The following is a 25533-nucleotide window of genomic DNA, read 5'->3' as shown; positions in this document are numbered from 1 at the left end:
CTGAAATCAAATGGCATCCCCGGGTCGATCGGGATATCGGCGGGGCAGGGGGCTGAAGCGGATGCTTGGCGCGGGCTTTTTGCCGTTTTCTGCGATGTTGCCATGTATCCTGCGCGGTGCGGCAATCGACAGCTGTTGCTCGTCGGAAAAAGGGTGCGCCGAACCCTTGAGCTTGTGCGAGCGTTGAGCCGGTTGCGATGCCTTGGACAGGAAAGCCGCCATGAGGATGATGACGTTGCCCCTTTGCGTGACACTGCTGCTCGCCGGATGTGCGGAAGGCGTGCCGGAGGCGCCCGGCGAAGGTAGGCCGATGGATGAGGTGCCTCGCCAGCAGCGCCTGCCGAATGGCGACCGTCAATACGGTTTCAAGAACGGCTGCGTCATCGTCCTGGAACCGCAGCGCGCCGTGGTCAAATCCGAAGGAGATGCCTGCGCCCTGCACCATCGCGACATTGCGCTGCTTTATGCCTCGGCGGATTGAGGGCGCAGGTTTCCCGGTTGCGCGGGGCGCGGAACCGTGTCCTGTTCATCGCGACGCTTGGGGGCGAGCATGGCACAGAACATCTACGACAATCCCGATTTCTTCGCGGGCTACAGCCAACTGCCCCGGCAGGTGCATGGGCTGGACGGTGCGCCTGAATGGCCCGCGATCCGCGCCCTGCTGCCGGATGTGGCCCACAAGCGCGTGGCCGATCTGGGCTGCGGCTTCGGCTGGGCTTCACGCTGGTTTCGCGAGCAGGGCGCGGCCTCGGTCACGGGGTTCGACCTGTCGCGCAACATGATCGCTCGTGCGCGGGCGGACACTTCGGACCCGGCCATCGACTACCGCATCGCCGATCTGGAGGCGCTCGACCTGCCCGAGGCGGCGTTCGATCTGGTCTACAGCGCCCTGACCTTCCACTATGTTGCGGATTTCGTCCAGCTGATCCGTATGATCCACAGGGCGCTGGCGCCCGGCGGCGATCTGATCTTCACCATCGAACATCCGATCTTTATGGCCGCAGCGCATCCGCACTGGACCCTGGACGAGGATGGCCGCAAGACCTGGCCGGTCAACGGCTATTCCGTCGAGGGCGAGCGCCGCACCGACTGGTTCGCCAAGGGCGTGCTGAAGCATCACCGGACGCTGGCCACCACGCTCAACACGCTGATCGGCGCTGGCTTCGCGCTGCGCCGGGTCGAGGAATTCGCGCCGACAGCAGAACAGATTGGCGAGATGCCCACCCTGGCCGAGGAACTGGAACGGCCGATGATGTTGTTGGTCGCCGCGCGCAGAACATGACTCCTTGCGCCGCCCGCGGTCTTGCCTGGGCGGCCGTCGCACAGGCCTTGGCCGGTTTCCAGGCTCCATGCGCGATTGTGGGGCCGTCGGGCTTTCTGGATCTGACCTTGCGCGCTTGTTGCACCGGCATGTGTGAGGCAATCTCGGCGGTGCAGCGCAGGAAGCAGAGTCCCATAGCACCACCATGTCGAGAAAAACCCTGAACAAAGCCAATCTCGGAAAGCTGGGGGCGGAAAAGCTCGCCGAACTGGTCATGGATCTGGTGGAGGGGAGTGCGGCCCTGCAACGCCGCGCGAGGATGGAACTCAGCGCCGCCCAGGGCCCGAAGGAGTTGGCCGCCGATATCCGCAAGCGGTTCGCGTCGCTTCGACGCTCGACCGGCTTTGTCGACCGGAGCGGGCAGCGGGCACTGGTCAAGGACCTCAGCGGGTCGCTGGGAATGATCGAGACCAGGGTCGCGCCGTATGATGCCGACGAGGCGTTCGAGTTGCTCTGGTCGTTCCTGCAATTGGCCCCGTTGCTTCATGAGCGCACGGACGACAGCCATGGGTCGGTCGGCGATGTCATGCGGGAAGCCGTGGACGCCATCTCGAAGCTGTCGCCCAGGATATCCGTGAACCCCAGGGCGCTGGCGGAACGAATCCTCGATGCGGTGGCCGACGCAGGCTATGGCGAATTCGACGGGATCATCCCAGCGACGGCAGAGGCCCTCGGTCCGGAAGGACTGGATCATCTCAAGCGGATCACCGAGGATTGGGCGTCGTCGCGCCCCAGCGAGCACGAGTTGGCGAAATACCGGGGCTTCGGTTTTTCGTCTTCCCCCGAAGACAGCGTCCTGCGCAACAGGCAGGGCACGAGGTCGATCATCCTGGCGGATGTCGCCGACGTACAAGGCGATGTCGATGCCTATTTGGCCCGGTATTCCGCCGAGCAGCTGACTTACGGCACCATCGCGCCCGATGTCGCGCGCAGATTGCTCGATGCGGGCCGCATCGACGAGGCCTTCGATATCGTCGCTCGCGCCCGGGCCGCCGAAGACGGCAAACCGTTTCGGATGTTCCGCTACGATCTCGACGAGGTCTACGAGGAATGTCTCGAGAAGCTGGGCAGGCACGATGATCTGCGCAAGCACCTGTGGGACACGTTCGAGCAGGTTCTCAGCGAGCGCAGCCTGCGGAAATACCTGAAATCGCTTCCGGACTTCGATGACGTAGAGGCCGAAGAGAAGGCGCTCGAATTCGCCGAAACCTACCCCCATCTCGGTGCCGCGATCGGCTTTCTTGTGGGCTGGCCCAGTCACGAGCGCGCGGCCCGGATCGTGATCCTGCGGGCGCAGGAACTGGACGGAAATGCCTACCATCTGCTCTCGACGGCGGCCGACGCCCTTGAAGCCGGATATCCGCTTGCCGCCACGCTGATGCGCCGGGCGATGATTCAGGACAGCCTGGATGGCGGGAAAGCGAAGCGATACCGTTATGCCGCCCGCCACCTTGCCGAATGCCGGTCATGCGCACCGGCCATCGAAGATCACGGCGGTTTTCCCGCACATGAGCAGTTCGTCGCGGCACTCAGGCAGAAACACGGGCGGAAATATGGCTTCTGGCAACTGGTCGATGGGTGAGGTTCGCCCATTTTTGCCGATCGGGCAGAACTCACGTGGCAACGCAGCATTTCGAATACCATTCGGTTGCGGTGCGGTCGGGTTGAGCCGGAAGACATACGGAATGTTTCAGCCATTCGATTGAGGCGGCATGCAGCGGCCGCTCTCTTGACGCGCAATGGCAGAGCGATTACCCATGGGTTCGTTCCTAAATCCAGCCGGGAATTGTCGATGTCGGAGCTTGTGCAGAACCACTGATCGCCACCGGATGCCGGGGTGATCGCAAACCGGGCCGAGTGCTTGCGCTCCTTCGCCTGGTGCTTTGTGGTTCTGGAACAGGCAACATCATGAACATCTCGAAAGACGAACAGCGCGTGTTGCACGTGCTGGCGCAGGGCGGTCTCATCCGCTACACGCGCGCATCCAACGGTAAGCTGATCGAGGCCGATTGCTTCACCCATGACGGGTCGCTGCTGGTGGGCTGCACGCTCGACATCATTTCGCGGCTGCGGCGAAAGCGGCTGATCGAGTCGCGCAACTCCGGCCCCTACCGCATCTCGGGGACGGGCCGCCGGGCGGTCCGCTCGCAGCCCGACAACCGCACATCATGAGGACCAGCATGGACATCCGCCTTGAAACCCCGGCCGACGCAGCCGCCATCCGCCAGATCACGCAAGAGGCCTTCGCCGGGGCCGAGCATGGTTCCGGCACCGAAGGCGCGATCATCGACGGCCTCAGGGCGGCGGGGACGCTGACCCTGTCGCTGGTCGCGGAGGAGGGCGGCTAGGTCATCGGCCATGCCGCCTTCTCGCCCGTGACCATCGCCGGTCGCGATGCGGGCTGGTTCGGGCTTGGTCCGGTCTCGGTGCGGCCCGACCGGCAGGGGCAGGGCACGGGCAGTGTCCTGATCCGCGAGGGGTTGGCGCGGCTGCGCGACATGGGGGCGCAGGGCTGCGTGGTGCTGGGCGATCCCGGCTATTACCGGCGCTTCGGCTTTGCCGTCGATCCGGGCCTGACGTTCGAAGGAGTGCCGCCGGAGTATTTCATGGCGCTGGCATTTGCCGCCGTCTCGCCCTCGGGCGCCGTGACCTATCAACCGGCCTTCTACGAAAGCTGAGGCGCGGCGGGCGGCACCACCAGCGACGCCGCCCGCCCTGGTGCTTATGCGTCAGCGTCAATGGCGGTCAGCCCGGCGGCGACGCAGCCAGCGTGGATAATGCCCGCAGGCGCGCCGACCACGCCGATGCCGTCCAGGCCCGCAGGGCGGGAAGCCGTCATTCGCTGCAAAAGCATGAGAGCCCTTGGGCATCCAAGAGCGCGTCACTCTGGAAGACGGGCTGCGACCAAAAACTAGGCACCAAGGCCTCCGGCGTTGCGCCTCAAGGCCGGTGAGAGGCCCACCACCCACTATGCGATTTCCACCGCCCCCCTGTGAGCCCGCAAAGCGAATGGCCTGACATGTGAAGACTGGCAGGGCCCCTGGCGGTTGAGCACGGCTACAAAACCGCAGGACAAGTATATATACATACACCAGCGCAGCAATTCCTGCGAGGGGGACACCGATATTATGAAACTTACACGCATTGAAGTCTTCAATTTTCGCAAATTGCGTGGCGCCCGCCTCGACATGTCGGATAAGCAGACGCTACTCGTCGGGGCCAACAACAGCGGCAAGACATCGGCCATGAAGGCGCTGCGCAAATTCCTCAAGGATCGCGGCGGTATCGACACCCGTGATGTGACAGCCTCAAACTGGGCCGCGATCGAACAGATCGCGGGCGCCTGGACACAGGAGGCCGAGGCGGATCTCAGCTCGCTCCTAGCCCAGCTTCCGTTCCTCGACGTCTGGCTCCATGCGGACACGTCAGAGCTCCACCATGTCGCGCATCTGATCCCCACACTTACCTGGACTGGCGGCCTGCTCGGCGTACGTCTGCGCCTTGAGCCCAAGAAAGGGGCCGACATCAAGGCGGGCTACCTTGCCGCGCGCGGAGCCGCCGAGGCGCTGCAGCCGGATGGCGCAACGGCCAACGGTTTTGCGCTTTGGCCGCGCGATTTTCGGGAATTTCTGGACAAACGCCTGAAGGACCTGTTCGAGTTGAACGCCCATCTTTTGGACCCTGGAAGCTTTACAGCGTCTGGAGCAGTGTCTCCGCCGCCCCTGCCACCCCTGTCAGAGGGGATCGGTCCCAACCCATTTGCCGGTCTCCTGCATATTCGTGAGATTAACGCGCAACGTGGGTTCGCCGATGCCGGTGACGGGAAAGGCGATGATGGTGAGCTCGTCCATGCCGCTAGCCGCAAGATCGCAAGCCAGATACAGCCCTATTTCCGCAAACATATTGACCCCGAAACGGAACCAACGTCGGACGACGTCAAAGCGCTTGAGGCGATTCATGATGCCGAGACCACCTTTAACGCCCGTCTCAAGACTGGCTTCGCCAATGCCATCGAGGAACTCGAAAAGCTCGGCTACCCCGGCGGACTCAACAATCCAAAGCTCTTCATTGCTACGCAGATCAAACCCATTGACGGACTCGATCACCCTGCGGCTGTACAATACGATATCTCGGGCGGCACATCCGGGGTGAAGCTGCCCGAAAGCTACAACGGTCTGGGCTTCCAGAACCTAATCTCCATGGTGTTTCAGCTCATGCGTTTCCGGGATGACTGGATGCAGGTAGGCAAGTTCAAATCACAGGCGGTGACCTCGGACGACAGGGGCATCGAACCCTTGCAACTGGTGCTGATCGAGGAGCCGGAAGCGCATCTGCATGTTCAGGTACAACAGGTCTTCATGGCCAGGGCCCACAAGGTACTGCGTAACCATGACGATCTGAAGAAGGAGGACTCGGCCTTTACCACGCAGCTGGTCGTAAGTACCCATTCGGGCCATATCGCGCACGCCGCAGCGTTTGAGGAGCTGCGCTATTTCAAGCGCGAGCTGCCAGGTCAAGGAGTTGTGCCCACTGCCGCTGTGGCGAATATGACGGGACTCTTTGGCGGGGACACACTAACCCAACGCTTCGTGACTCGCTATCTGTTGAGCACCCATTTCGATCTGTTCTTCGCCGACGCTATCATCGTGATCGAGGGTGCTGCAGAGCGGATCCTGCTGCCGCACCTGATCCAACATCACTACCTTGACTTGGCTGCGGCCTACCTTTCCTTCCTTGAACTGGGGGGCAGTCACGCGCATCGGTTGCGGCCTCTGATCGAGGCGCTAGGGCTGCCGACACTGATCATCACCGACCTAGACGCGATGGCAGAGGTTGATAAAGGCGGTAAGGTCGTCAAAGAATCGGCCCTGCCTTGCTACGGGACCGCTCAAACCACCGCAAACCACGTGCTAAAGGCTTGGCTCCCAAAGCTGGCGGAGATCGACTTGCTTTTAGCCCCTCCCCCAAAGGCCGTGTGTCACACCGCCCCCGACCGCCCCATCGCTGTCAGCTACCAGACCCCGCAAACTGTGACGCAGGGTGGTCAGACCAAGGACATCACGCCCAGCACCTTCGAGGATGCTATTGCTCTCGCCAATAAGGAGGCGGTGAAGGAAGCCGGAGAGGCCGAGCTGGCTTGCCGCATGACCCGTGCCTTTGCGGAGTTCATCTCCACCGCGCCCACGCCTCAAGACCTCGCGAAGTCACTTTTTGAAAGGCTAAGAAAGTCCCCGGACAAAGCTGCCTTTGCTTTGGATCTTCTTTACATCAAAGACATCAAGACGTTGCGCGCGCCGCCATATATCGACACCGGCCTTACCTGGCTCGCAAGCCAGCTGAAGAGCGGGGAGGGCGCGTTGTGACAGACGTGACAGACGCCACCCGCGACGCTGGCGCTGACGCGACGATCCGCGCGTGCCTGTCCCTCGATCAGCCGCGCAGCTTCTTTCTCTTTGCCGGGGCGGGATCGGGCAAGACGCGCTCTCTGAAGCAGGCACTGGAGGGGTTGGACACACAGACCCTGACCACCTTGCGCAAGCACAGCCGCAAGGTCGCCGTGATTACCTATACCAACGCCGCCGCAGATGAGATCACGCGCCGCGTCAAGGCTGATCCGGTGTTTCAGGTGCAGACCATCCACAGCTTCGCTTGGTCGCTCATCGAGGAGCGCACGGCGGATATTAGGGGCTGGCTGGAGAGCCGCTTGCAGACAGAAATTGCCGAGATCCAGGCAGCCCATGCGAAGGGCCGGGCGGGCACCGACGCCCATGACAAACGCGTCAAGAAGATGGCCTCCAAGACAAAGCGGCTGGAGCGCCTGGCCGAGATCCGCGCCTTCACCTACGCGCCCGTGGGGGACAATTTTGGCCGCGATGCGCTGCAACATACCGAGGTCATTGCGCTCGCCGCGCATTTCCTGACTGAAAGCGAGACGTTCCAGAACATCGTTCTGGCGCGCTACCCGTTCATCCTGATCGACGAGAGCCAGGACACGATGAAACCATTGATGGAGGCGCTTTTGACCTTCGAGGCGCGCCATCGCGGCCGCATTGCCCTAGGGTTGCTCGGGGACACGATGCAGCGCATTTACACCGATGGTTTGCGCGATCTCGACCAACGGGTGGGGGATTTCGCGCAGCCGGCCAAACAGATGAACCACCGCAGCCGCGCGCGGATCGTGGACCTGGCTAATGCGATCCGGCGCGACGATGATGGCCGCCAGCAGCGGGCGCGCGAGGACAAACCGGGTGGCACCGTGCGCGTCTTTCTTGCGCCAAGCGAGGGCACGGATCGCGCAGGCTTTGAAGCCTCCACCCGGGCGGAGATGGCCCGCATCACCGGAGACGCCGCGTGGCAGAACGCGGAGGCGATCAAGACCCTCACAATCGAGCGTCACATGGCCGCCGCGCGTCTTAGTTTTAGTGAACTGTTTGAGCCCCTGAGCAAACCCGACAAGCTCAAGGACGGGTTTCGCGATGGCACCTTGCCCGCGATGCGGCTTTTCACCCACCGGATCTTACCTTTGGTAACGGCACAAAGGAATGGGGATGCCTTTGCCGCAATGGCGGTGCTGCGCGACGGCTCACCGCTGGTCGATAAGAGAGGTATCCGGACGGGGCGCGGGGGCCAGGTGACTGGCCTCGACGTGGCGCGGGCGGGCGTTGCAGCGTTGATGACGCTATTTAAGGACGAACGAGATCCGAGTTGTGCCGAAGTGTTAGCGGTCGTGGCCGAGCACCGGCTGTTCCCGATCCCCGACCAGCTTCGGCCCTGTTTACCTGACGACAGTCCCGTGACCCAGGACATGGCAGACATTCTTGCCGAGCTTGGTCCCACTTTTGACGTGCAGGACTTGACTGCGCCCGAGGCCACACCAACCACCGAAACCACCGTCACCGAGGCCTGGACACAGGCGCTTGAGGCCCCGTTTTCCCAGGTGGAGCGCTACCTCGCCTATGTCGAAGACCGCAGCCCCTATGGCACCCACCAAGGGGTCAAGGGGCTCGAATTTCCCCGGGTCATGGTGATCGCCGACGACGTCCATACACGCTTCAAAGGCCTTGCCTCGTATGAGACGCTGTTTGGCGTGAAACCCCTAAGCGACGACTCCCGGAAAAAGGCGAGCGCGGGTGAGGAAACCACGATCGAGCGCACCCGCCGCTTGCTCTATGTCACCTGTACTCGCGCAGAAGAGAGCCTCGCGCTTGTGCTATATTCCGAGGCCCCCGACACGATCCGCAGGTTTCTGATTTCCAACGGATGGATGGTCGAGGACGAGATCGTGATGGCTGCGACCGACGGGACCTATCAGGAAACTGCATTGCGGCGCTGAACTGTTCAGTAATGACCGACGTCGGCGCGTGCTTCATTGCGAGTTCGATACACCTTGATGGCTGTCCGTTCGGTCTTCAGCGTTGAGAAGAAGCTCTCCATCGCGGAATTATCCGTTACCCGCGCGGCTCATCGAGCAGGTGATCCCATTGTCGGCCAGAAGCCTTTGAAACTGCTCGCTTGTATATTGCGATCCTTGGTCTGAGTGATGCAGCAGAGCATCGGCCTTGCCGCGTCGCCAGACCGCCATCATAAGCGCATCCATAACCAGCGACGCATCCCGATTTCCCTTCATGGACCAGCCCACGGCGCGCCGGGAAAACAGGTCCAGCACGACCGCGACGTAGAGCCAGCCTTCCGCAGTCCAGATGTAGGTGAAGTCGGCCAGCCATTTCTGGTTCGGCCGGTCCGCCTGAAAGTTCCAGTCGAGGAGATTGTCGGCGATGACCGACCGTTCCCTATCGTCCCTGGGCTTTCCCCGACGCCTGGGCCGCGCTCGTAAGGCATTGATCCGCATCAATCGTTCGACCCGGTGAAGCCCGCAGGCCAGTCCTTCTTCCAGGACATCCCGCCAGACGCGGCGTGCGCCATAGGTCCGGTCGCTGATCTTGAAGCTCGTCTCGATCGCTGCGACGATCTTCGCGTCATGGATCTCGCGGATGCTGGTCGGACGGCTGAGCCAGGCGTGAAATCCAGAACGGGACACAGCCAAGACCTCGCACAGCCAGCTGACGGGCCAGATGTGGCGATGCTTGGCGATGAAGGCGAACCTCATATCACCTCGCGCGCGAAAAAAGCAGCCGCTCTCTTCAGGATGTCACGCTCTGCCGGCACGCGGCAAGGCAACATTCTGGACGCACCGACTTCGACCGATCTCGCGATGAAACGAGGGAGGAAGCTGTTCTTTCAGGTTGAAAACACGGTCGGCACATGGGACTAATTCAGGACTTGAACGCACCCCGAGGCCCGATCAGTGCAGCAAATTGAAGTTAACGTTGAAAATGACCATATTCAGCGAATTACTACTGCGAAACCTCTAGCAGCCATTTCGGAACTCATCTGGAATGCCTACGATGCGGATGCGCGCGAAGTAAAGGTTGAGCTAGAAGCGGGTCAACTAACAAAGCTCGGCGTCATTCGAGTTGTCGACGATGGAATCGGCATTCCCGCCGACGAGGTCGAAAAATTCTTCAAATCATTGGGTGGATCTTGGAAGAAGCGTGCAATTAAGACCGATGGTGGCAGGGCAATTCATGGAGAAAAGGGGCAAGGACGTTTTAAGGCATTCGCACTCGGCGAGCGTGTAACGTGGGTTTCCTATCATGCCGGCAAGAAATTCTCGATCAGTGGTGAAAAATCGGATCTGAAGCGCTTCACGATTTCAGATACAATCCCGTCTTCAAGCACAGGCTGCACTGTGGAAATCGAGAATGTGGTTCGAGATTTCGAAATTTGGTCGGCAGACGGGTTTGCCGAGCATGTTCGGGATGTGTTCGCGCTCCAGCTCTACGAGGACCCTGCTTTCCGTATCATCTATGACGGAGAAGAAATCGACGCACGGGACGCAATTCGTGACGTGACGCCTTATGAAATTTCGGCGACCACCGAAGATGGCCATGAGTACAAAGCCACGCTCGACATCATTGAATGGAAAAAGAAGGTCGAGCGGAAGCTGATGCTTTGCCTACCCGGCCGTTTCAGTTTCCACGAAATGGCTCCGGGAATTCATGCACGTGGCTTTGACTTCACCACATACTTGACCGCAGACCATTTTCAGGACCTTGCGGATGATAATACAGAAGGGCTGGTAGAGCTCGATCCACCGTCCATGGCACTTGTCGATGCGGCGAAAGCCAAGTTACGCGAGCACTTTCGTGAGCGCGAAGCGGCGCGCTCACGTGGAAAAATCCAAGAATGGAAAGACGCAAAGATCTATCCCTATGAAGGGAGAACGTCTGATCCCATCGAGATAAACGAAAGACAAGTCTTTGATGTCGTCGCATTGAATTTGGCCGACTATAGCCCTGATTTCGATAGAGCTCCGTCCAAGCAGCAAAAGCTGATCCTTCAGCTCGTCAAGGCGGCAATTGAAACCGGACCGGGTGCCCTGCCCGCAATTCTGGAGAGTGTCGTAGACCTTCCCAAGGCGAAGCAGGAGGAGCTGGCAGACCTTCTTCGAAAGACTTCGCTTACAGCTGTTATCAATGCCGCAAAAGCTGTCACCGATCGCCTCGAGTTTTTGCGAGCCCTGCAAATTCTGGTATTTGACCCAAAGTCTAAACGTCAGCTGCTCGAACGGTCGCAGCTTCACCGGATTATTGCACAAGAGACATGGATTTTCGGAGAAAAGTTCAACCTGATGAACGACGACGAGGATCTGTCCGCGGTATTGCGAAGCCATATCGAATTGCTGGGTAGCGACAGTGACGCTGGCACTGCTCGGGATACACTCGCGCCAAATGCACCAGTTCTCGACGCCGAAGGCAAAGCCGCTATTGTTGATCTGATGCTGTCTTGCCGGATGCCTACGGCCACCGACGAAGAGCGCAAACACCTTGTCATAGAACTAAAGCGCCCAAGTCAGAGCCTCAACGAAGACGTCATCAACCAAATCAAGAAGTACGCAAAGGCCGTGGCGCTTGATGACCGCTTCAAGCACTCGAACGTGGAATGGGACTTCGTCGCGGTTGCGAACCGCTTCACAAAAGACGCAGAGTTCGAAGCGCGGCAAAAAGACAAGCCTCGTGGATTGGTCCTCGAAATCGATGACCCGATCAAGATCCGTGTTTGGGCCAAGACTTGGGGAGAGATCATCCAGGAGGCCGAAGGGCGTTTGACTTTTTACAAGCGCCGCTTGGAGTATCAGGCCAATGACAAGGAAGCTTTGCGGTATCTACGCACGATCAACGCAGACTACCTGAGTGAAGAGGTCAAGGAACGAATTTCGGTCCTTGATGCAGAAGAAGGCGTGGCGGCGGAGTAGGCTTCGGGCAGCGCTTTGTTCAGCTGTACCAGGACCTATCGTCGAAATGATGGGCAACCAAAGTCAACTTGGTAGGCTTTTCAACTGGCGCTTCGAACCTCAGCCAGAATGGAAAGTCGTGCTGAATTTCCGCTGCGTCGTGCTTAGAGCCATAGTGTAAGGTGACATTTGCGACACCTGAAAAGCGCACAGCGATCACCTGTGAACGCAATGCTTCAACTTCGATTTCGGCATCGTCGATCCAAGGGTCGATTGCGTATCCTTTGCCTGCCAGAATATCGATATTGTCGAAGGTCTGCTCGATCAACGCGTCCGACATTGCGCGATAGACATCGTCCGCCAAGGCCTCTTTAACGGCGCTTCGTCCTTCAGAAAATGACACAAGGAGGCCCTCAAGCGCCACCAATGCTTCATCGATGAATGACTTGATGGTCGCCTCGTCATTTACCAGTGTGTCAGGTCGAACATGTGTTGCTTTGTTCAGGGCTTCTATCGATCTGATCGCCGCGCGGTGCAAATCGTCGACGTCCAATCCTAACTGTTCAACAAATGCGTCTGATAGGCCACCCTGCGTGGAATAGATGGCCTTCTGGTACCGTGTAACGGTCTTCGTGTTTGGTTCTTGTTTAAACCAATCGCATGCCCGTACTTCATCGTCCGGCGCATCCGCATTCAGGATATGTCCAAATAGCTCTCGCAATCCAGCCGCTGCAAGATGCAATCGAACAGGATTGTTCTGATCGTTTGCGACCATGAGACTGCCCGCAAGTAAGTCGCGGGAAAACTGATCCGGAAGACGATCCTCGACTCTCACATGGTTACCCTTCTAGTCGGATCTGAGCAATATCATTTCGTCGGCAGGGCAACCACTAAACAAGCCGTCGATTTACCGCCTGATGGATGCCTTCAACAAAAGCTTTGATCAGGTCGGCTGTGTCCTGGACGAACTCCTTAGTGAATATGTCAAGTTCGTTGCCCTCACTATCGTAGCCATTCCGGTGGACGCAATCGTGGCGAAGCAACGCTGCTTTGAAGATGCTCGCCTTGTCGGAGGTAAGATCGAAAATTCGAATGCCAAGAGCAATGTTGTAAAGAATATCCACCTTCTTGAGGTTGTGGTACAAGACCTTGCGCAAGTGCGTGCGAACTTTGCGCTCGACTAGGTCTGGATCACTCGAGATTTCGAAAAGTGTGAATTTCTCTCTCCCCAGATCCTCGTCCTTCTCGATTAGTCGTTGCATGGCCCCCTTATCGCGCAAGACTTCATTGAGCAGAGTGTCGCCGAGATAGGCTTCCAGCGCGGTGATCTGTTGGGAGAAAATCATTCGATTGACGAGGTCATTACCACGCACGCCGCCGTGGTCTGCGAGCAAATCGCCGGTATGATGATATGACGCCATGAAAACCTGATAAGGGTTCGCAGGCGCCTCGTAGTCGAGCCAGTCGTCGGGTTCTGGCTCGCCGTGTTCAAGACCGTAATCGAAATCCTCAATGACCTCGTGCTTGCCGGCATCGGTGATGTGATGGTTTTCGATGCCTATAGGGTATTCCCAAAGCCCCCAGGTCAGATCGCCAAGTTCCGGATGGTCGATCGTCGCCTCATAATGGATCTCAGATCCCATCGAGCGATTGTCGCCGCCAACGGCATCCCAGTCTAGGTCGTGGCTTTCTATTTCAAATACTTCGTCGGTCGAAGCATGACGAATGCGCGCCACTCCTCTGCAATAAACTTCCATGTGCCCTCTGGCTAACTCGCTCTCATACGCTTAGGCGTGGCAGAATGGTTGCGAAATTAGCGGCGAAGCGCGGAATTTCACAGTGGAAATTTAACCTCTGCGCGCTCTTGCTTCCGAGCAGGCATGGCGTTGAGTAAATCAGCGTATACTTCTGCTTCGTGCGCTGCCCACCCCGGCCACGGCGGGCGCACTGATCGTCCGACTACTGCGAAGTGCGGTCGTTCGTGGTGAGCGCAGCGAGCTTCCGCTTCCCGCCCTCCTTTGCTGTTCATAAGTCGCGCCTGCGCTGCCGCCATTTGGGCCTGTCTGGCTTGCTCTCGGGCGGCCTCCTGAGGTGAGGAACCTGACAGCGGGGCCTCAGCGGGCTATCTGCTGGGGTCCATCAACCACCGGGAGGCAGCGATGAGCGACGAACACGCGGGCAAGGGCGTCCTGCATCTGCCGCCTGGCGAGGGACGGCGCTACGCCCTCGGCCGGATGACGGCGGTGTTCAAGGCCGACGAGGACGAGACGGCTGCGCGCTACAGCGTCTCGGAATGGTGGCTGGAGCCCGGCGCCGACGGCCCGGGCGCGCATTCGCATGAGGCCAATGATGAGATCTTCTACGTCATCGCCGGCACGGTCAGCTTCCTGGCCGGGGCGGACTGGCTGGACGCGCCGCAAGGGACCTTCCTGCGCATCCCGGCCGGCGTGGCGCATGATTTCAGGAACCGCACCGCCGAGCGCGTCGGTGTCCTGAACGTCTTCATCCCCGGCGGGTTCGAGCGCGACATGCCCGCCATCGTGGATTGGTTCAGGGACAATCCCTAGGTCGATGCGCGGCAAGGCCACGATCACGGCGGACCTTCGGCGGCTTGGCCTGCGGCCGGGCGACCTGGTGATGGTCCACGCCTCGCTGAAGGCGCTCGGCCCGGTCGAGGGCGGCGGGGCCGGGGTCGCCCAGGCGCTGCTGGATGCTGTGGCACCGGGCGGCACGGTGATGGGATATGCCTCCTGGGACCGCTCGCCCTATGAGGAGACGCTGAACGGCGCCCGGATGGACGAGGCCCTGCGCCGCGCCTGGCCCGCCTTCGATCCCCGGACCGCCGGGACATATCGTGGCTTCGGCCTGCTGAATCGGTTCCTTGCAGAGCTGCCGGGGGCCCGGCGCAGCGCCCACCCGGATGCCTCGATGGTCGCGGTCGGCCCGCTGGCCGGGACCCTGGTCGAACCGCACCGGCTGGGCCAGGCTCTGGGCGAGGGCTCGCCGCTGGAACGCTTTGTTCGCCTCGGCGGCAAGACCCTGCTGCTGGGCGCGCCGCTCGATGCGGTGACCGTGCTGCATTACGCCGAGGCCGTCGCCGACATCCCCGGCAAGCGCCGCATCAGCTACGAGATGCCGGTGCCGGGCCCGGATGGCCGGACGGTCTGGCAAGCGGCGACGGATTTCGACTCGAACGGCATCCTCGATTGCTTTGCGGTCGAGGGCCAGCCGGATGCGGTCGAGACCATCGCCCGCGCCTATGTCGAGACGGGTTGGCACCGCGAGGGCATGGTCGGCGCCGCGCGCTGCCATCTGTTCGACGCGCAGGATATCGTCGCCTTCGGCGTCGACTGGCTCGAGCGGCAGTTCGGATCGGTAAACCCTTAGATTCGCCGTGACGGCGCGGCCTGCCCCTATCCCGGGAGCGTTCGTTGCAAACTGTCAGAAAACTGCATATATTCCTGACAGGAGATAAACCCATGCAACGATTGACCGAACAGATCCTCGCGCATGCGGAGCGGCTTCCCGAGGGAACGCCGCTGACGGCGAAGGGCTTGCTGCATCTTGGCAGCCGGGCAGGGGTGGACCAGGCCTTGTCGCGTCTTGCCGAGCGCGGGCAATTGATCCGGGCCGGCCGGGGGCTTTACCTGCGCCCGGTCACCAGCCGGTTCGGCACCCGCGCGCCTTCGGTGGAACAGACCGTCGAAGCACTGGCGATGCAGCGCGGCGAGGTGATCGTGCCGAACGGTGCAGCGGCCGCGAACGACCTCGGCCTGACTACCCAGGTTCCGATACGGTCGGTCTATCTGACCTCTGGGCGCAGCCGGACGATGTCCCTTGGCAAGCAGATCGTGGAACTGCGCCACGCACCGCGCTGGCAGCTTGCTTTGGCCGACAAGCCGGCCGGTCAGGCTGTTCGCGCCCTGGCTTGGCTGGGGCCCGAAAAGGCCGATCTGGCGCTGAATGCCCTGAAGCGAAAGCTGCCACCAGCGGCATTCATGGAACTGGTGACGGCTGCGCCGCAATTCCCGGCCTGGCTTGCCAGAAGCGTCAGCAAGGCGGCCCATGGCTGAGGCGTTCTTCACTCTGTCGGCCGAGGACCGGCGGGAGGCATTGCGCGTGGCCGCCGATCGCTCCGGTCGTCCGCTGCATCTGCTGGAAAAGGATATCTGGGTAGTCTGGGCGCTGCAAACACTCTTCGGTTCCGCGTTCGGGGAGCACCTCGTGTTCAAGGGTGGAACCTCGCTGTCGAAGGCCTATGGCGTCATCCAGCGCTTCTCCGAGGATGTCGATCTGACCTATGACATACGCAGGCTGGTGCCCGATCTCGCCGGAGACGGCGAAGAGGTCCTGCCGAAAACCCGCAGCGAGGAGAAGCGCTGGTCCGCTGCGGTTCGCGAGCGCCTGCCGGAATGGGTGGAGAAGGATGTCCAGCCCTTGATCGCCGAAGCGATGACGAGGGAGGACCTTCCGGGCACCATCCGCATCGAGGGCGACAAGCTGTTCATCGACTATGAACCGGCCGGGCGCGGATCGGGCTACGTGTCACCCTCGGTGATGCTGGAGTTCGGGGCTCGCTCCACCGGTGAGCCGGCGAGTCCTCGGGAGGTTGACTGTGACGCTGCCGGCTTTGTCGAAGGCGTTTCCTTTCCCGCGGCCCGGCCGCGTGTCATGCATGCCGAGCGGACATTCTGGGAGAAGGCGACTGCCGCGCATGTCTTCTGCCTTCAGGCCCGCCTTCGCGGTGATCGCTTTGCCCGGCATTGGTATGACTTGGCCAAGCTGGATGAGGCAGGTCTTGCCGATGCCGCGCTGGCTGATCGCGACCTGGCACAGGCGGTCGCCGCGCACAAGCAGATGTTCTTTTCCGAGAAGGCCGCCGACCGTTCGATGATCGACTACAGTGCGGCTGTGGCTGGGCAACTGCGGCTTGTCCCCCAGGGCGAAGCTTTGGCGGCGCTTGGCGATGACTACCGGCGCATGACCGAGGACGGGTTTCTGCTCGCGGATGCGCCGCCCTTCGAGGCTGTCATCGAGCTGTGTGGGGACATCCAGGCCCGGGCTAATCGGAAACTAGGTGGGTAGCGTTCGGATTGGCGGCCCGGCTTGGCATTGACAGATTGGGCGGGAAGGGTAGGGTCAAGGAATAGGGCCAGTCACGGCTCCTACCATGTTCGAGCTTGGTTCTCGCGTTCACGGAGAGTAGCAGGAAGGGCGATTATCTCTTTCTATACAAAGACTTCAAGCGAGTGTTGGTCTCGGTGGTTGCAGGCCCCCGCAACCAGAAATCCTACACTTTCTTCAACCTCCTGTTCGCAGGAGGTTTTTTGCTGTCCGCATGCCTGATCCACCGCCAGGCTGAGGCCCAGGATCGCCGCCAGCGAGCCGTGCAGTTCGACCTGGGGCAGCATCCGCTTGCCCAGGCCGGGAACCGGCGTGACCACAATCTTGTCGATGAGTCCGCGGATCGCCTCGCGGGCTTCGCCCTCGGCCTCCGGCTCAGACAGTCCGGCGATCAGCGCCTGGATCCGGTCGTGATAGGTCTCGGCGATGCGCGGATGCAGACGGGTCGTCGTGGGGGTGGGGGCCGCGGCCAGGTCCTGCTCGAGCTGCTTCTGCCGGGCCTCGAGCTGTTCCATCTTCGCCCTGATGCGCTCGGGCGGCGTGCCGGCGAGCAGGGCGTTCACCAGCACGTCCTGGTCGCGGATGACCTTGGCCAGTTCCTTCTGCTTGACCGCGCGGTCATCGACATGGCTGGCGGCCAGGCGATTGCGCTCGGCGATGTATTCGGCGACGAAAATCTTGACGAGGTCCGGGTCCATCAACTGCTCGGAGAGGATCGACAGGATCCGGCCCTCCAGCTCCTGGCGGGTGATGCCGGTGCGGTTCGTGCAGATCGACTTGCCCTTGTTGCGGGAATTGCTGCAGCCGAAACGGTCCTTGCCCACGGTGGAGAAACCGCCGCCACAGCAGCCGCATTTGACCAGGCCGGTGAGCAGGAAGCGCGGCTTGCGCCGCTCCCAGGCTTCCTTGTCTGTCTGCTCGATCTTGCGGCCCTCCTGGCGGGTCTTGACCCGGTCCCAGAGCTCCTGGTCGATGATCCTCAGTTCCGGCACCTCGGTGATGATCCATTCGGATTCCGGGTTCGGGCGGGCCTGGCGCTTGCCGGTGCTTGGGTCCTTCACGAAGCTCTGTCTGTTCCAGACCAAACGCCCAACATAGAGCTCGTTGTTGAGCACGCCGGTGCCGCGTTTGGGATTGCCGTGGATGGTGGACTTGTCCCAGGCCCGGCCGCGGGGGCCGGGGATGCCTTCCTGGTTCAACAGGTCGGCGATGCGGTTCGGCGACAGGCCGTCGGCATAGCTCTGGAAGATGCGGCGCAGGATGGCGGCCTCGTCCGGATTGATCTCACGGTCACCGCGCCTGATCTCGCCATCCTCGGTCAGGCTGCGCAGCACCGTATAGCCGAAGGCATTGCCGCCGCCGGATTTGCCGGCCTCGACGCGGCCGCGCAGGCCGCGGCGGGTCTTGGCCGCCAAGTCTTTCAGGAACAGCGCGTTCATGGTGCCTTTCAGCCCGATATGCATCTCGTCGATGCGGCCCTCGGCCAGGGTCTCGATGGCGACGCCGGCGAAGGTGAGGTTCTGGTAGAGCGCGGCGATGTCGGCCTGGTTGCGGCTGAGCCGGTCGAGGGCTTCGGAGATCACGATGTCGAAGCGACACGCGCGGGCATCCTGCTGCAGGCGCTGGATGCCGGGACGCATCAGCGAGGCGCCGGAGGTGGCGGCGTCCTCGTAGCTGCCCACGATCTGCCAGCCGGCGCGGGCGGCGCGCTCGCGGCAGAGCCGGATCTGATCCTCGATCGACGATGCAGATTGCAGGTCCGAGGAATAGCGGGCGTAGATGACGGCGCGCAAAGTCATGGGCGGATCTCCGATGGGGCAGGCTTCAGCTTGGCGGTGAAGGAGCGGTGAGGGAAAGTGGGTGAACGGGTACCGAGATGGCACGACAGGTCGGGCGGATACGGTGTCGGTACCCTGCAGCCGGATCGCGCCGGCGGTTCTCGCTCAGCCCTGTTGCTCGGCGGCATGATCGGCACGGGCGGCGTCGCGCGCCATGGCGCGGACCAGGGCCAGCAACTGCTCTTTCTGCAGGGACGGCAGCACAGGCGACGCGGTGGGCGCGGGAGCGGTTGCTCCCGTCTTGCCCTTGCGCCGCGCGCTTTGTTGCCCTGCCTGTGCCAAATGCAATTCTTCCTCGGGCCGCGAAGAGCAAGGCTCCCGCGGGTCATCTCATCCATCAATCCGGTGTTCACCCGGGTCATGAGTTCATTATAGGGCATCGAGAGAAACTCCGAAGACGATCGGGACTGAGAAAATGCCGGAATATGTGGATAACCTATGTCGGAAGACGAAAAACTGGCGATTTTATGGGTTGCATGCCTTCGGAGGCTGTCTGTTCCGCAAGCACATCGGCAGGGAATTGAAAAAGAACAGGAAAGTTCCGGATAATTCTGTTTGGGAGATAAAATATCTCAAGAACCGGAAACGTCTTCTGCGAAAAGTCAAGAAGTAAAAATGCGCCGGCAGGCGCAACGCAGAATCTGGTCGAAAAAGAAATAAAATAGAAAAACCGCCGCAGGCGGATGCGCAGGAACATCGTCGGGAAGAAAGTGAAAAACCGGCGCCGCCTGGATGGCGCCGGAAAAAGGATCCCCGCAGGCTGCATGGATACCTCTCTGTAAGAAAAGAGATCCTGGATGGTGTCGGGCAATCCCGATCCGGCGCGCATACTCCTCGAGAGAAAGACGGTCTTGCGGGCAGGAAAGGGATGTGGGGCCTTCAACAAGGCTCCGGCGCGGGCTCTTCGCAGGATGCTCTGCACTCGACACGCAGGTGCGCTATGCAGATCCAGGGTATCTCATGCGCGATGGTGCTCTCAGCTATTCTCGGCGATCCGCTTGCACGCGGTGCGCAGGCAGTCCCTGATCAGCGTCAGCAGGCTTTGGGTTTCCACGAGATCCAGCGGTTGCAGGCCGTCGATCAGCAGCGCCATCGCTAGATTATCCGGTATGATCGGTGTTTCGTCGGGCGTTCCCGCAGATACGGGTGTCCCGAGACGATACCACCTGCTGACGGTGCGCGCCCAACCGCCGGCTGGACAGAGCGACAGCAGCCCCGAGGTGCAGATTGGGCCGTCGCGCAGCACGGGATGGCCGCTGACGCATCCCGCGAGTACGACGCTGCCATGCAGAGTCCTGAAGGTTTGCCAGTGCTGCAGAATCGGCGCGGTGGCGAGTTCGGCACGGGGCGGACCTGCGTCGAGAGTCGCGAGAACGGAACAGACGTGCCTGAGAACGTGATGCTGATGATGCATGAGATGCTCCTGTCGTCGAGAAGAGGAAAGCTTGTTGAGAAACAGGGATAGCCGCATGATTGGGCCGGCCTTGTTTGCGGCGGGGGCGCCGGATCAATCCGATGCCGTGGGCTCCGATGGGGAGCTGTCGGTTGGCTGATGCGCGTCGTCACCGCTCTGCGCATGTCGGTGACTGTTGCCCGGTGCGGGATGGTCGACGGGTCGTTCGGAGGCCGGGCCGTATCGCGGATGCTCGACAGTGGCGATCCGGGTCAGCCATGAGTGCAGTTCCGGCCCCGCCAGTTCGCGCTGGCGCAGCAGGGCTTTTGCCATGTCGCGCAGCAGGGATTCCTGCGCTGCCAGAATATCTGTGGCGCGCTGTTCGGCGGCTTCAAGCCGCTGGCGCACCCGTGCATGGATCACGGGATCGCGGAGCAGTTCGTAATCCGCCGCGGCGGTCCAGACCGGTCCATCGGCACCGAGACCGAGGATCACATCGATCGCCAGCGCGAGCCGGGTTGCCTGTGCGAGGTCGGAATCCGAAGTGCCGCCGGCACCGCCCGAGACATCGCCGAGCACCAGGCGCTCGGCCGCTCGGCCGGCCAGGTTGTAGGCAATCTCGCCTTCGAGATCCTCCAGCACGGCCTGCTGCGGGCCGCTCTGCCGGATCGTCTGACCGCCATCGGGCAGGATCAGCAGACGCTGAACGGTTCCGCATCCAAGGGCAGCGCAGGCGATCGCATGGCCACATTCATGCAAGGCCACCCGCCAGTCCGTGGCGGCTTGCGCAGGGTCGGCGTCGATGCCGAGATGGCGGCGGATCGCCTTTACCGATAGCGACGTCCTGTCATGCCGCGCATCGGAGCGCGCGGCACGGATTGCGGCATCCACCGCCCCCGCGCTCTGGCCGACGCAGATGGTCGCCAGCGCCTGAAGATCGTCATCGGCGATCTCGTCCCGTAAATGGCGTCGTAGAATGCCATGGATCGTGGCCCGATCCGGTAGCGGCACGGCGAGCTTGATGTCGAACCGTCCGGCGCGGAGCACAGCCGGATCGATGCGGTCAATGTGGTTGCAGGCACCGATGACGAGCACGCCTTCCTCACGGGCGATGCTGTTCATCTCGCCCAGAAACCCATTGATGACCTGCATCTGATAGCGACTGCCATGCGTGTCGCCATCCTCGCGCGAACCCACCGCGTCGATCTCGTCGATGAACAGGATGCTGGGTGCCAGCCGTCGTGCCTCGGCAAACGATTTGCGCATCTCGCGCAGCATGTCGCCGAGATGGCCGGCGCTTTGCCAGACAGCGAAGCTCCCTTCAACACAAGCGATACCGGCGCTGTTGCCCATCGCCCTGGCGAGCCATGTCTTGCCCGTGCCCGGCGGGCCATAGAGCAGCATCGAGTGCGACAGGTCCGTCCATTTGACCTTGCCCTGCAGCCAGAGGCGCAGATCGGCGATCATCCGGCGTGCCGCATTGAGCGCCGGGCTGCTGCCGCTCATCGCATCGAGATCGGGACCGTCCTGCTGCGACGAGTCGCAGAGTGCCGCGATGCGCTCCGCCACCTTGCCCGCCGTCGCGGCGCGCAAGGCCAGGCGCAATGCGGTGAAGGGCAGGGTCGCCAGCACGCGGTCATCGGGAAGCGCATCCCGAACCGCATCCTCATCGATGCGGCCGGTGGCACTGTGACTGTGACGCAGATGCGTGATCAGCACCTCTCGATTCAGAGCTGTCAGGCGGATGACATTCGGAATGCCCTGTTGCATGCCGGGCGGCAGGCAGCCTGCATCCGGCGCGAGCAGGATCAACCCGCCATCGCGCTCCAGGGCCTTGTCGATCCCGCGATGGAATGCCTGCTGTCCGGTCGCGGTGATCTCGTCACCGCGCGCTTCGGGCGCGAGCAGAATCGGCGTATCGTCAGGCCCGTAATGCTTCGGCTCCGTCGTCAGCGGCACGCCCGGCGCGAACAGCTGCTGGCGGATCAATCCCAGCGCAAGTCCAAGCTGGGCGGGCGCAATGCCAGTGATCAGGGTGATCGCTTCGGGTGCTGTATAGCGCCGCATATCGGCCTCGCTGCCAATCGTCGCCGCGAGGCGGATCGCCATCGACAAGCGGTGTGCAGGCAAGCGCGTGGCAGGGCGGTTGTCATCCGCAACCAACGCTTCATCCGCATCGGTATCGCACGGAGCGTTCCCCGTGTCTGATGGCAGATGCGGTTTGCCTTCCGCCTCGGACGACATGCTGGGCTGGCTGTCGCCCAACTCGCCTTGCACTTCCGTTTGCCGGAGTGCCGGCAATTCATCGACGGGGTCGGGATCGGCCGGCGCGGCTGCAATGCCGCGCGCCTTGTCGCGCGCCGCTTGCTGCGTGGCATACTCCGCTGTCAGTCGTGCAACCACCGCGTCGGCATAGGCTCGCCAGGATGGGATGAGGTTTGCTTGATGGGGCATGAGGGCATCTCCTCGGAAAAGGAAAACATGGCGGGGCAGGGCGCGCCGTCTGGCGCGCCCGCTATGCCGTCGCGGATGGGGGGGTGGCTCTGCGTCAGCGAAGCTGCGCTGCGAAGCGAGGGGCGGTCAGGCGGCCGCGGGCTGCGTCCCGATGCCGTGGAGCATCGACAGGATCAGCGGTGTTAGCGTCGCGTCATAGATCTCCGAGCGCACCCGGATCTGACCGCGATAACTGGCCGGATCGACGACCGCCTCGGGATGCGCGGCGCGCAGCCGGGCATGCAGTGCTTTCTCGGTGCGGATGGCTTGGTGGCCGGAGGCCATCTCGACTGTCCGCAGGATCTCGCAGGGCATGGCGCGGTCGATGCGCAGCTGATGCAGTAGGCGGGACTCGGGGTCGCGCGAGTAGCCCAGCTTCACCAGCTCGCGGCCGTTCGCCAGGGTGAAGCGCATGGCATAGAGATAGCTGTGCGCCGCCGCCCAGCCCTGGCCGCAGCAGCTGCATTCGAAGCGGCCGGTCTGCATGTTCGCGCGTGCGATGCGCTGCAACGCGCCACAGCCGGCGGCATGGGCGTAGAGCCTGTAGCTCGGATCGCCTTCCGGATCGGGACCGAGCAGCATCCAGCCGCGTTTGCGCGCCTCCGACGCTTCGGTCGCGGCGTGGCAGGTCTCGCAGCGCAGCGCCACTTTCCCGGCCAGGATGCGCTTGACCATCTCGTGCTGGCGGCGGACTTCATGGCCGCAGGCGGCGCGATAGAAGCTGTAATGCCGATGCTCGGGGTCACGCTGCAGATGCACCAGGCCTGCGGATTCGGCATCGCGCTCCAGGCGCTGCAGCATGCAGGCCGGACATTGCGGCTCGGCCGACATCAGGTTGAAAATGCGGCTGGCGTGGACATGGCCGCAGCTGCGACAGCGCAGTGCGAGATGATAGCGGTCGCGGATGCGCCCGGTGATGTTGAAGCCCTTGGCATGTGCAGCTTCCTGCCAGTGCGTGTGGATGGCGCCGGGGTAGGAGGAAAACTGTTCCGGAGGAAGGGTGTCCGGATGCACAGACAGGATGTTCTTCTGCTGGGGCTGGGACGACGACTGGTGGCTGGGGTGGCTGTTCAGGTTCATCTTGACATCCTCGATGAGAAGGGATGGCGCAGACATGCGGGGCCATTGCCGGGCCCAACGGGATCGGCAGATGCGGCGCGATGCGTGCGGTGTGGGGCCAGCCATGCCCGAGGAATCGGATGGCTGGTGATGATCGGTGCTGTGGGGAGAAATCCGCGTGCGGCTGCGAAACGGCAGTGCGCGCTGCTCAGGTCAGGCCGTCAGGCGGCAAGTTCCGCGCACGGCTCGGGGGCAGGGCCACCGATCTCGTCGCCATTCGTCTCGGCATAGAGCTGCAGCGAGGCGAGTTCGTCGATCAGACCGCGCGCCGTCCTCAGCATCTGCCTGACCGGCTCGGTGATGGGACCATTACCCGGCCGGTAGAGCTGCCCATCGAGGCGCGGCAGCAGGTAGTGCAGCCGCTGGAACATGCCGGGCTCTTCCGAGCCGATCATGGCGTCGATCAGGCGTGCTGCACGCTGCAGAAGCAGATCTTCGACACGGAAAGGACGTTCGCGCTGGATCGCCGACAACAGGGTCGCGACATCGGTAAAGGCATTCTCGGCATCGGTCAGCCAATGGCGACAAGCGACATCCCAGATATCGATGCCCTGAAGATCGCGCTCGGTTTCGGCATGGCGCGCGAGAGCGTCCAGCAGGCCCGAAAACATCCTCGAGATAGCGGTAGGGGGACAGCTGACCAGATGCGGCAGCACTTCAGTCGCCGCAAGCGGCGTGGTAGGGATGGCTTTAGCCATGGGCGGTCTCCTGATCCGAGATCGGTTGTGGTCAGAGCGAGGGTGGGAGGTGCAAACTCTTGCCTTCGCTCGCACATTATGACATTGTGAATTCATCAAGTCAACAAAGAAAAGCGATGTCATGCAAGAAAAACGCAGAATGGGCCGCCCACCTGTTGATACCGAGGCGATTACGCTCCGCCTGCCGCGCGAAATGATCCAGGCACTGGATGATCGTCGCCGCGAGGAATCGGACCTGCCAACGCGGCCGGAAATGCTCAGGCGCCTGCTTGCAGATGTGCTGCAAGTTTCGGATAGGGATTGACCACAGAACTTCGTGATGTCGGGCCATTCAGTTATGGAAATCCACATATCCGCACAGATGATCTGTATCGGCGGGTTTTCCTGGAATCAGAATGGGTTTCCGGTGGGGTCTGAGCAGGTTAGCCTGTTTTTGGGGCGGGAACGCTTGTCTGTTGTCCGATAATCTCTCCATGAACAGGCCGCCCCATATTATCGGGCCGGGAATACCGTTTTAATGCTGAAGGTGGGCCTCCTGACCTGCCAGGCGCTTGCACAGAACCGGTCTGCCGTCTCGGGATAATGTAAGTTTATGATTGAAAACAATAATAATTTTATCCCACTGATAAAAACGACTGTGGTCAAGCATCGAGTGATGTCGAAAAGCTGCTCGGATAAAATCGTGGGCCTGTCGGGGCTTCAAAAAAACAGCGCGGGCAGCAAGGATGCTGCCCGCACGCTCAACCGGAGGGTTGGATCTCAGCTTTCCGTCGAGACGCTGCGTTTTGTGCGCGCCCTGGAGGCAGGCTTTCCGAATTTCTGCTCAGCTGCAATTGCGCGCAGATAGCTGCCCAGAGTACTCGCGCTGATCTTGATGCCGCGCTTGTGCAACTCCTCCGAAATGTCTTTCAGGGAATAGCCCCCGCCCGTGATCTGGGCGCGGATATCCGGCGCGAGAGCAACCACAACATCGCGTGCGGTAAGTGTTGCCTTCGGCTTTGGCGGCAATCCTGCCAGCTCACTGCGGAGCTTCTCGACCGTGTCTGGTGTAATCTTCATGTCGGGTCCTTCTTCGATTTTCTGACCGACACTATTAATAAACCCATATTCCGTCACCGTGACAAGAGGCGCTGTTGCGCAAATCAGCTGATGACCGCACTTTCCCATTCCCCGGACACACTTATCCTGCGGCCACGGTCATCGGGATACCGAGCGCCGTGAAGCGGTTGAGGACCGCCGCGCGGATTTGGACC

At 61.7% G+C, this 25533-nt stretch carries 25 protein-coding genes and 1 pseudogene; 14 read left to right on the top strand and 12 right to left on the bottom strand.

Annotated elements, in window-relative coordinates; genetic code table 11:
- Window positions 1-6: 6 nt before the first annotated feature.
- Entirely contained in the window at window positions 7-222 is a 216-nt protein-coding gene (locus tag C9E82_RS24655) for a hypothetical protein (RefSeq protein ID WP_183154123.1), read from the bottom strand.
- Here C9E82_RS24655 and C9E82_RS24225 point away from each other — a divergent pair.
- The 8 genes from C9E82_RS24225 to C9E82_RS20370 all read left to right on the top strand — a co-directional run bounded on the left by C9E82_RS24225 (window position 221) and on the right by C9E82_RS20370 (window position 8654).
- Entirely contained in the window at window positions 221-481 is a 261-nt protein-coding gene (locus tag C9E82_RS24225; RefSeq protein ID WP_147304493.1) for a hypothetical protein, read from the top strand. The two genes, C9E82_RS24655 and C9E82_RS24225, sit on opposite strands and share 2 nt — an antisense overlap.
- A gap of 69 nt (window positions 482-550) precedes the next feature.
- Window positions 551-1282 carry a class I SAM-dependent methyltransferase gene (locus tag C9E82_RS20395; protein ID WP_119898133.1) on the top strand — a complete coding sequence of 244 codons (732 nt, stop codon included), beginning with the start codon at window positions 551-553 and terminating at the stop codon, window positions 1280-1282.
- Between the two features lie 184 nt (window positions 1283-1466).
- Window positions 1467-2903, top strand: a complete 1437-nt coding sequence (locus C9E82_RS20390) for a DUF6880 family protein (RefSeq protein ID WP_119898134.1) — start codon at window positions 1467-1469, stop codon at window positions 2901-2903.
- Between the two features lie 326 nt (window positions 2904-3229).
- On the top strand, window positions 3230-3493 hold the full coding sequence (locus tag C9E82_RS20385; RefSeq protein ID WP_116221548.1) for a YjhX family toxin: 264 nt from the start codon (window positions 3230-3232) through the stop codon (window positions 3491-3493).
- 8 nt (window positions 3494-3501) lie between these two features.
- On the top strand, window positions 3502-3669 hold the full coding sequence (locus C9E82_RS25140) for a hypothetical protein (protein ID WP_240643527.1): 168 nt from the start codon (window positions 3502-3504) through the stop codon (window positions 3667-3669).
- Window positions 3670-3672: 3 nt separating this feature from the next.
- Window positions 3673-3999, top strand: coding sequence for a GNAT family N-acetyltransferase (locus C9E82_RS25135; RefSeq protein WP_276312092.1), 327 nt, complete (start codon window positions 3673-3675; stop codon window positions 3997-3999).
- A 450-nt stretch (window positions 4000-4449) separates the two neighbouring features.
- Window positions 4450-6684 carry an AAA family ATPase gene (locus tag C9E82_RS20375; protein WP_119898150.1) on the top strand — a complete coding sequence of 745 codons (2235 nt, stop codon included), beginning with the start codon at window positions 4450-4452 and terminating at the stop codon, window positions 6682-6684.
- Complete coding sequence (locus tag C9E82_RS20370; RefSeq protein WP_119898135.1) at window positions 6681-8654, top strand: UvrD-helicase domain-containing protein; 1974 nt, start codon at window positions 6681-6683, stop codon at window positions 8652-8654. Before C9E82_RS20375 ends, C9E82_RS20370 begins: the two co-directional genes overlap by 4 nt.
- Window positions 8655-8659: 5 nt before the next feature.
- On the opposite strand, the pseudogene C9E82_RS20365 reads toward C9E82_RS20370, so the two are convergent.
- A pseudogene (locus tag C9E82_RS20365) lies at window positions 8660-9523 on the bottom strand (IS3 family transposase); the annotation flags it as partial.
- 103 nt (window positions 9524-9626) lie between these two features.
- Between C9E82_RS20365 and C9E82_RS20360 the strand changes: the two are divergent.
- Window positions 9627-11636: an ATP-binding protein gene (locus C9E82_RS20360; RefSeq protein ID WP_119898136.1), complete on the top strand. Its 2010-nt coding sequence runs from the start codon at window positions 9627-9629 to the stop codon at window positions 11634-11636.
- A 19-nt stretch (window positions 11637-11655) separates the two neighbouring features.
- Here C9E82_RS20360 and C9E82_RS24220 read toward each other — a convergent pair whose 3' ends face one another.
- Window positions 11656-12450 carry a pPIWI-associating nuclease domain-containing protein gene (locus C9E82_RS24220; RefSeq protein WP_147393081.1) on the bottom strand — a complete coding sequence of 265 codons (795 nt, stop codon included), beginning with the start codon at window positions 12448-12450 and terminating at the stop codon, window positions 11656-11658.
- Between the two features lie 55 nt (window positions 12451-12505).
- Window positions 12506-13351, bottom strand: coding sequence for a hypothetical protein (locus C9E82_RS20350; protein WP_221036004.1), 846 nt, complete (start codon window positions 13349-13351; stop codon window positions 12506-12508).
- 423 nt (window positions 13352-13774) lie between these two features.
- Here C9E82_RS20350 and C9E82_RS20345 point away from each other — a divergent pair, with 423 nt between their 5' ends.
- The 4 genes from C9E82_RS20345 (at window position 13775) to C9E82_RS20330 (ending at window position 16700) form a co-directional block, all read left to right on the top strand.
- Entirely contained in the window at window positions 13775-14182 is a 408-nt protein-coding gene (locus tag C9E82_RS20345) for a cupin domain-containing protein (protein WP_119898139.1), read from the top strand.
- A 4-nt stretch (window positions 14183-14186) separates the two neighbouring features.
- Window positions 14187-15002: an aminoglycoside 3-N-acetyltransferase gene (gene aac(3) / locus C9E82_RS20340; protein WP_119898140.1), complete on the top strand. Its 816-nt coding sequence runs from the start codon at window positions 14187-14189 to the stop codon at window positions 15000-15002.
- A 92-nt stretch (window positions 15003-15094) separates the two neighbouring features.
- A complete protein-coding gene (locus C9E82_RS20335; protein WP_119898141.1) occupies window positions 15095-15688 on the top strand; it encodes a DUF6088 family protein in 594 nt (197 codons plus the stop codon).
- Window positions 15681-16700, top strand: coding sequence for a nucleotidyl transferase AbiEii/AbiGii toxin family protein (locus C9E82_RS20330; protein WP_119898142.1), 1020 nt, complete (start codon window positions 15681-15683; stop codon window positions 16698-16700). Before C9E82_RS20335 ends, C9E82_RS20330 begins: the two co-directional genes overlap by 8 nt.
- Window positions 16701-16843: 143 nt before the next feature.
- On the opposite strand, the gene C9E82_RS20325 is transcribed toward C9E82_RS20330, so the two are convergent.
- From C9E82_RS20325 to C9E82_RS20305, 7 genes are all read right to left on the bottom strand, one after another.
- Window positions 16844-18538: a recombinase family protein gene (locus C9E82_RS20325; RefSeq protein WP_119898143.1), complete on the bottom strand. Its 1695-nt coding sequence runs from the start codon at window positions 18536-18538 to the stop codon at window positions 16844-16846.
- Window positions 18539-18682: 144 nt separating this feature from the next.
- Window positions 18683-18859: a hypothetical protein gene (locus C9E82_RS24650; RefSeq protein ID WP_170162067.1), complete on the bottom strand. Its 177-nt coding sequence runs from the start codon at window positions 18857-18859 to the stop codon at window positions 18683-18685.
- 154 nt (window positions 18860-19013) lie between these two features.
- Window positions 19014-19499, bottom strand: coding sequence for a hypothetical protein (locus tag C9E82_RS24215; RefSeq protein ID WP_221036003.1), 486 nt, complete (start codon window positions 19497-19499; stop codon window positions 19014-19016).
- 54 nt (window positions 19500-19553) lie between these two features.
- A complete protein-coding gene (locus C9E82_RS24210; protein WP_147393083.1) occupies window positions 19554-19991 on the bottom strand; it encodes a DUF6634 family protein in 438 nt (145 codons plus the stop codon).
- Window positions 19992-20084: 93 nt separating this feature from the next.
- The gene (locus C9E82_RS20315; protein ID WP_119898145.1) at window positions 20085-22424 is read right to left on the bottom strand and encodes an AAA family ATPase; all 2340 of its coding nucleotides are present in this window, start codon (window positions 22422-22424) and stop codon (window positions 20085-20087) included.
- 126 nt (window positions 22425-22550) lie between these two features.
- Entirely contained in the window at window positions 22551-23543 is a 993-nt protein-coding gene (locus C9E82_RS20310; RefSeq protein ID WP_240643530.1) for a GIY-YIG nuclease family protein, read from the bottom strand.
- 200 nt (window positions 23544-23743) lie between these two features.
- The gene (locus tag C9E82_RS20305) at window positions 23744-24280 is read right to left on the bottom strand and encodes a hypothetical protein (protein ID WP_147393084.1); all 537 of its coding nucleotides are present in this window, start codon (window positions 24278-24280) and stop codon (window positions 23744-23746) included.
- A 121-nt stretch (window positions 24281-24401) separates the two neighbouring features.
- Between C9E82_RS20305 and C9E82_RS24205 the strand changes: the two genes are divergently transcribed.
- Complete coding sequence (locus C9E82_RS24205; RefSeq protein ID WP_147393085.1) at window positions 24402-24584, top strand: hypothetical protein; 183 nt, start codon at window positions 24402-24404, stop codon at window positions 24582-24584.
- Window positions 24585-25039: 455 nt separating this feature from the next.
- On the opposite strand, the gene C9E82_RS20300 is transcribed toward C9E82_RS24205, so the two are convergent.
- Window positions 25040-25339: a hypothetical protein gene (locus C9E82_RS20300; RefSeq protein ID WP_119898147.1), complete on the bottom strand. Its 300-nt coding sequence runs from the start codon at window positions 25337-25339 to the stop codon at window positions 25040-25042.
- Window positions 25340-25533 lie beyond the last annotated feature (194 nt).

Origin of the sequence: Paracoccus sigandri (genome assembly GCF_003709565.1) — a bacterium.
Lineage (GTDB): Bacteria > Pseudomonadota > Alphaproteobacteria > Rhodobacterales > Rhodobacteraceae > Paracoccus > Paracoccus siganidrum.
Note: the sequence above shows the minus strand (reverse complement) of the source record. Positions and strands in the feature narration are given on the sequence as shown.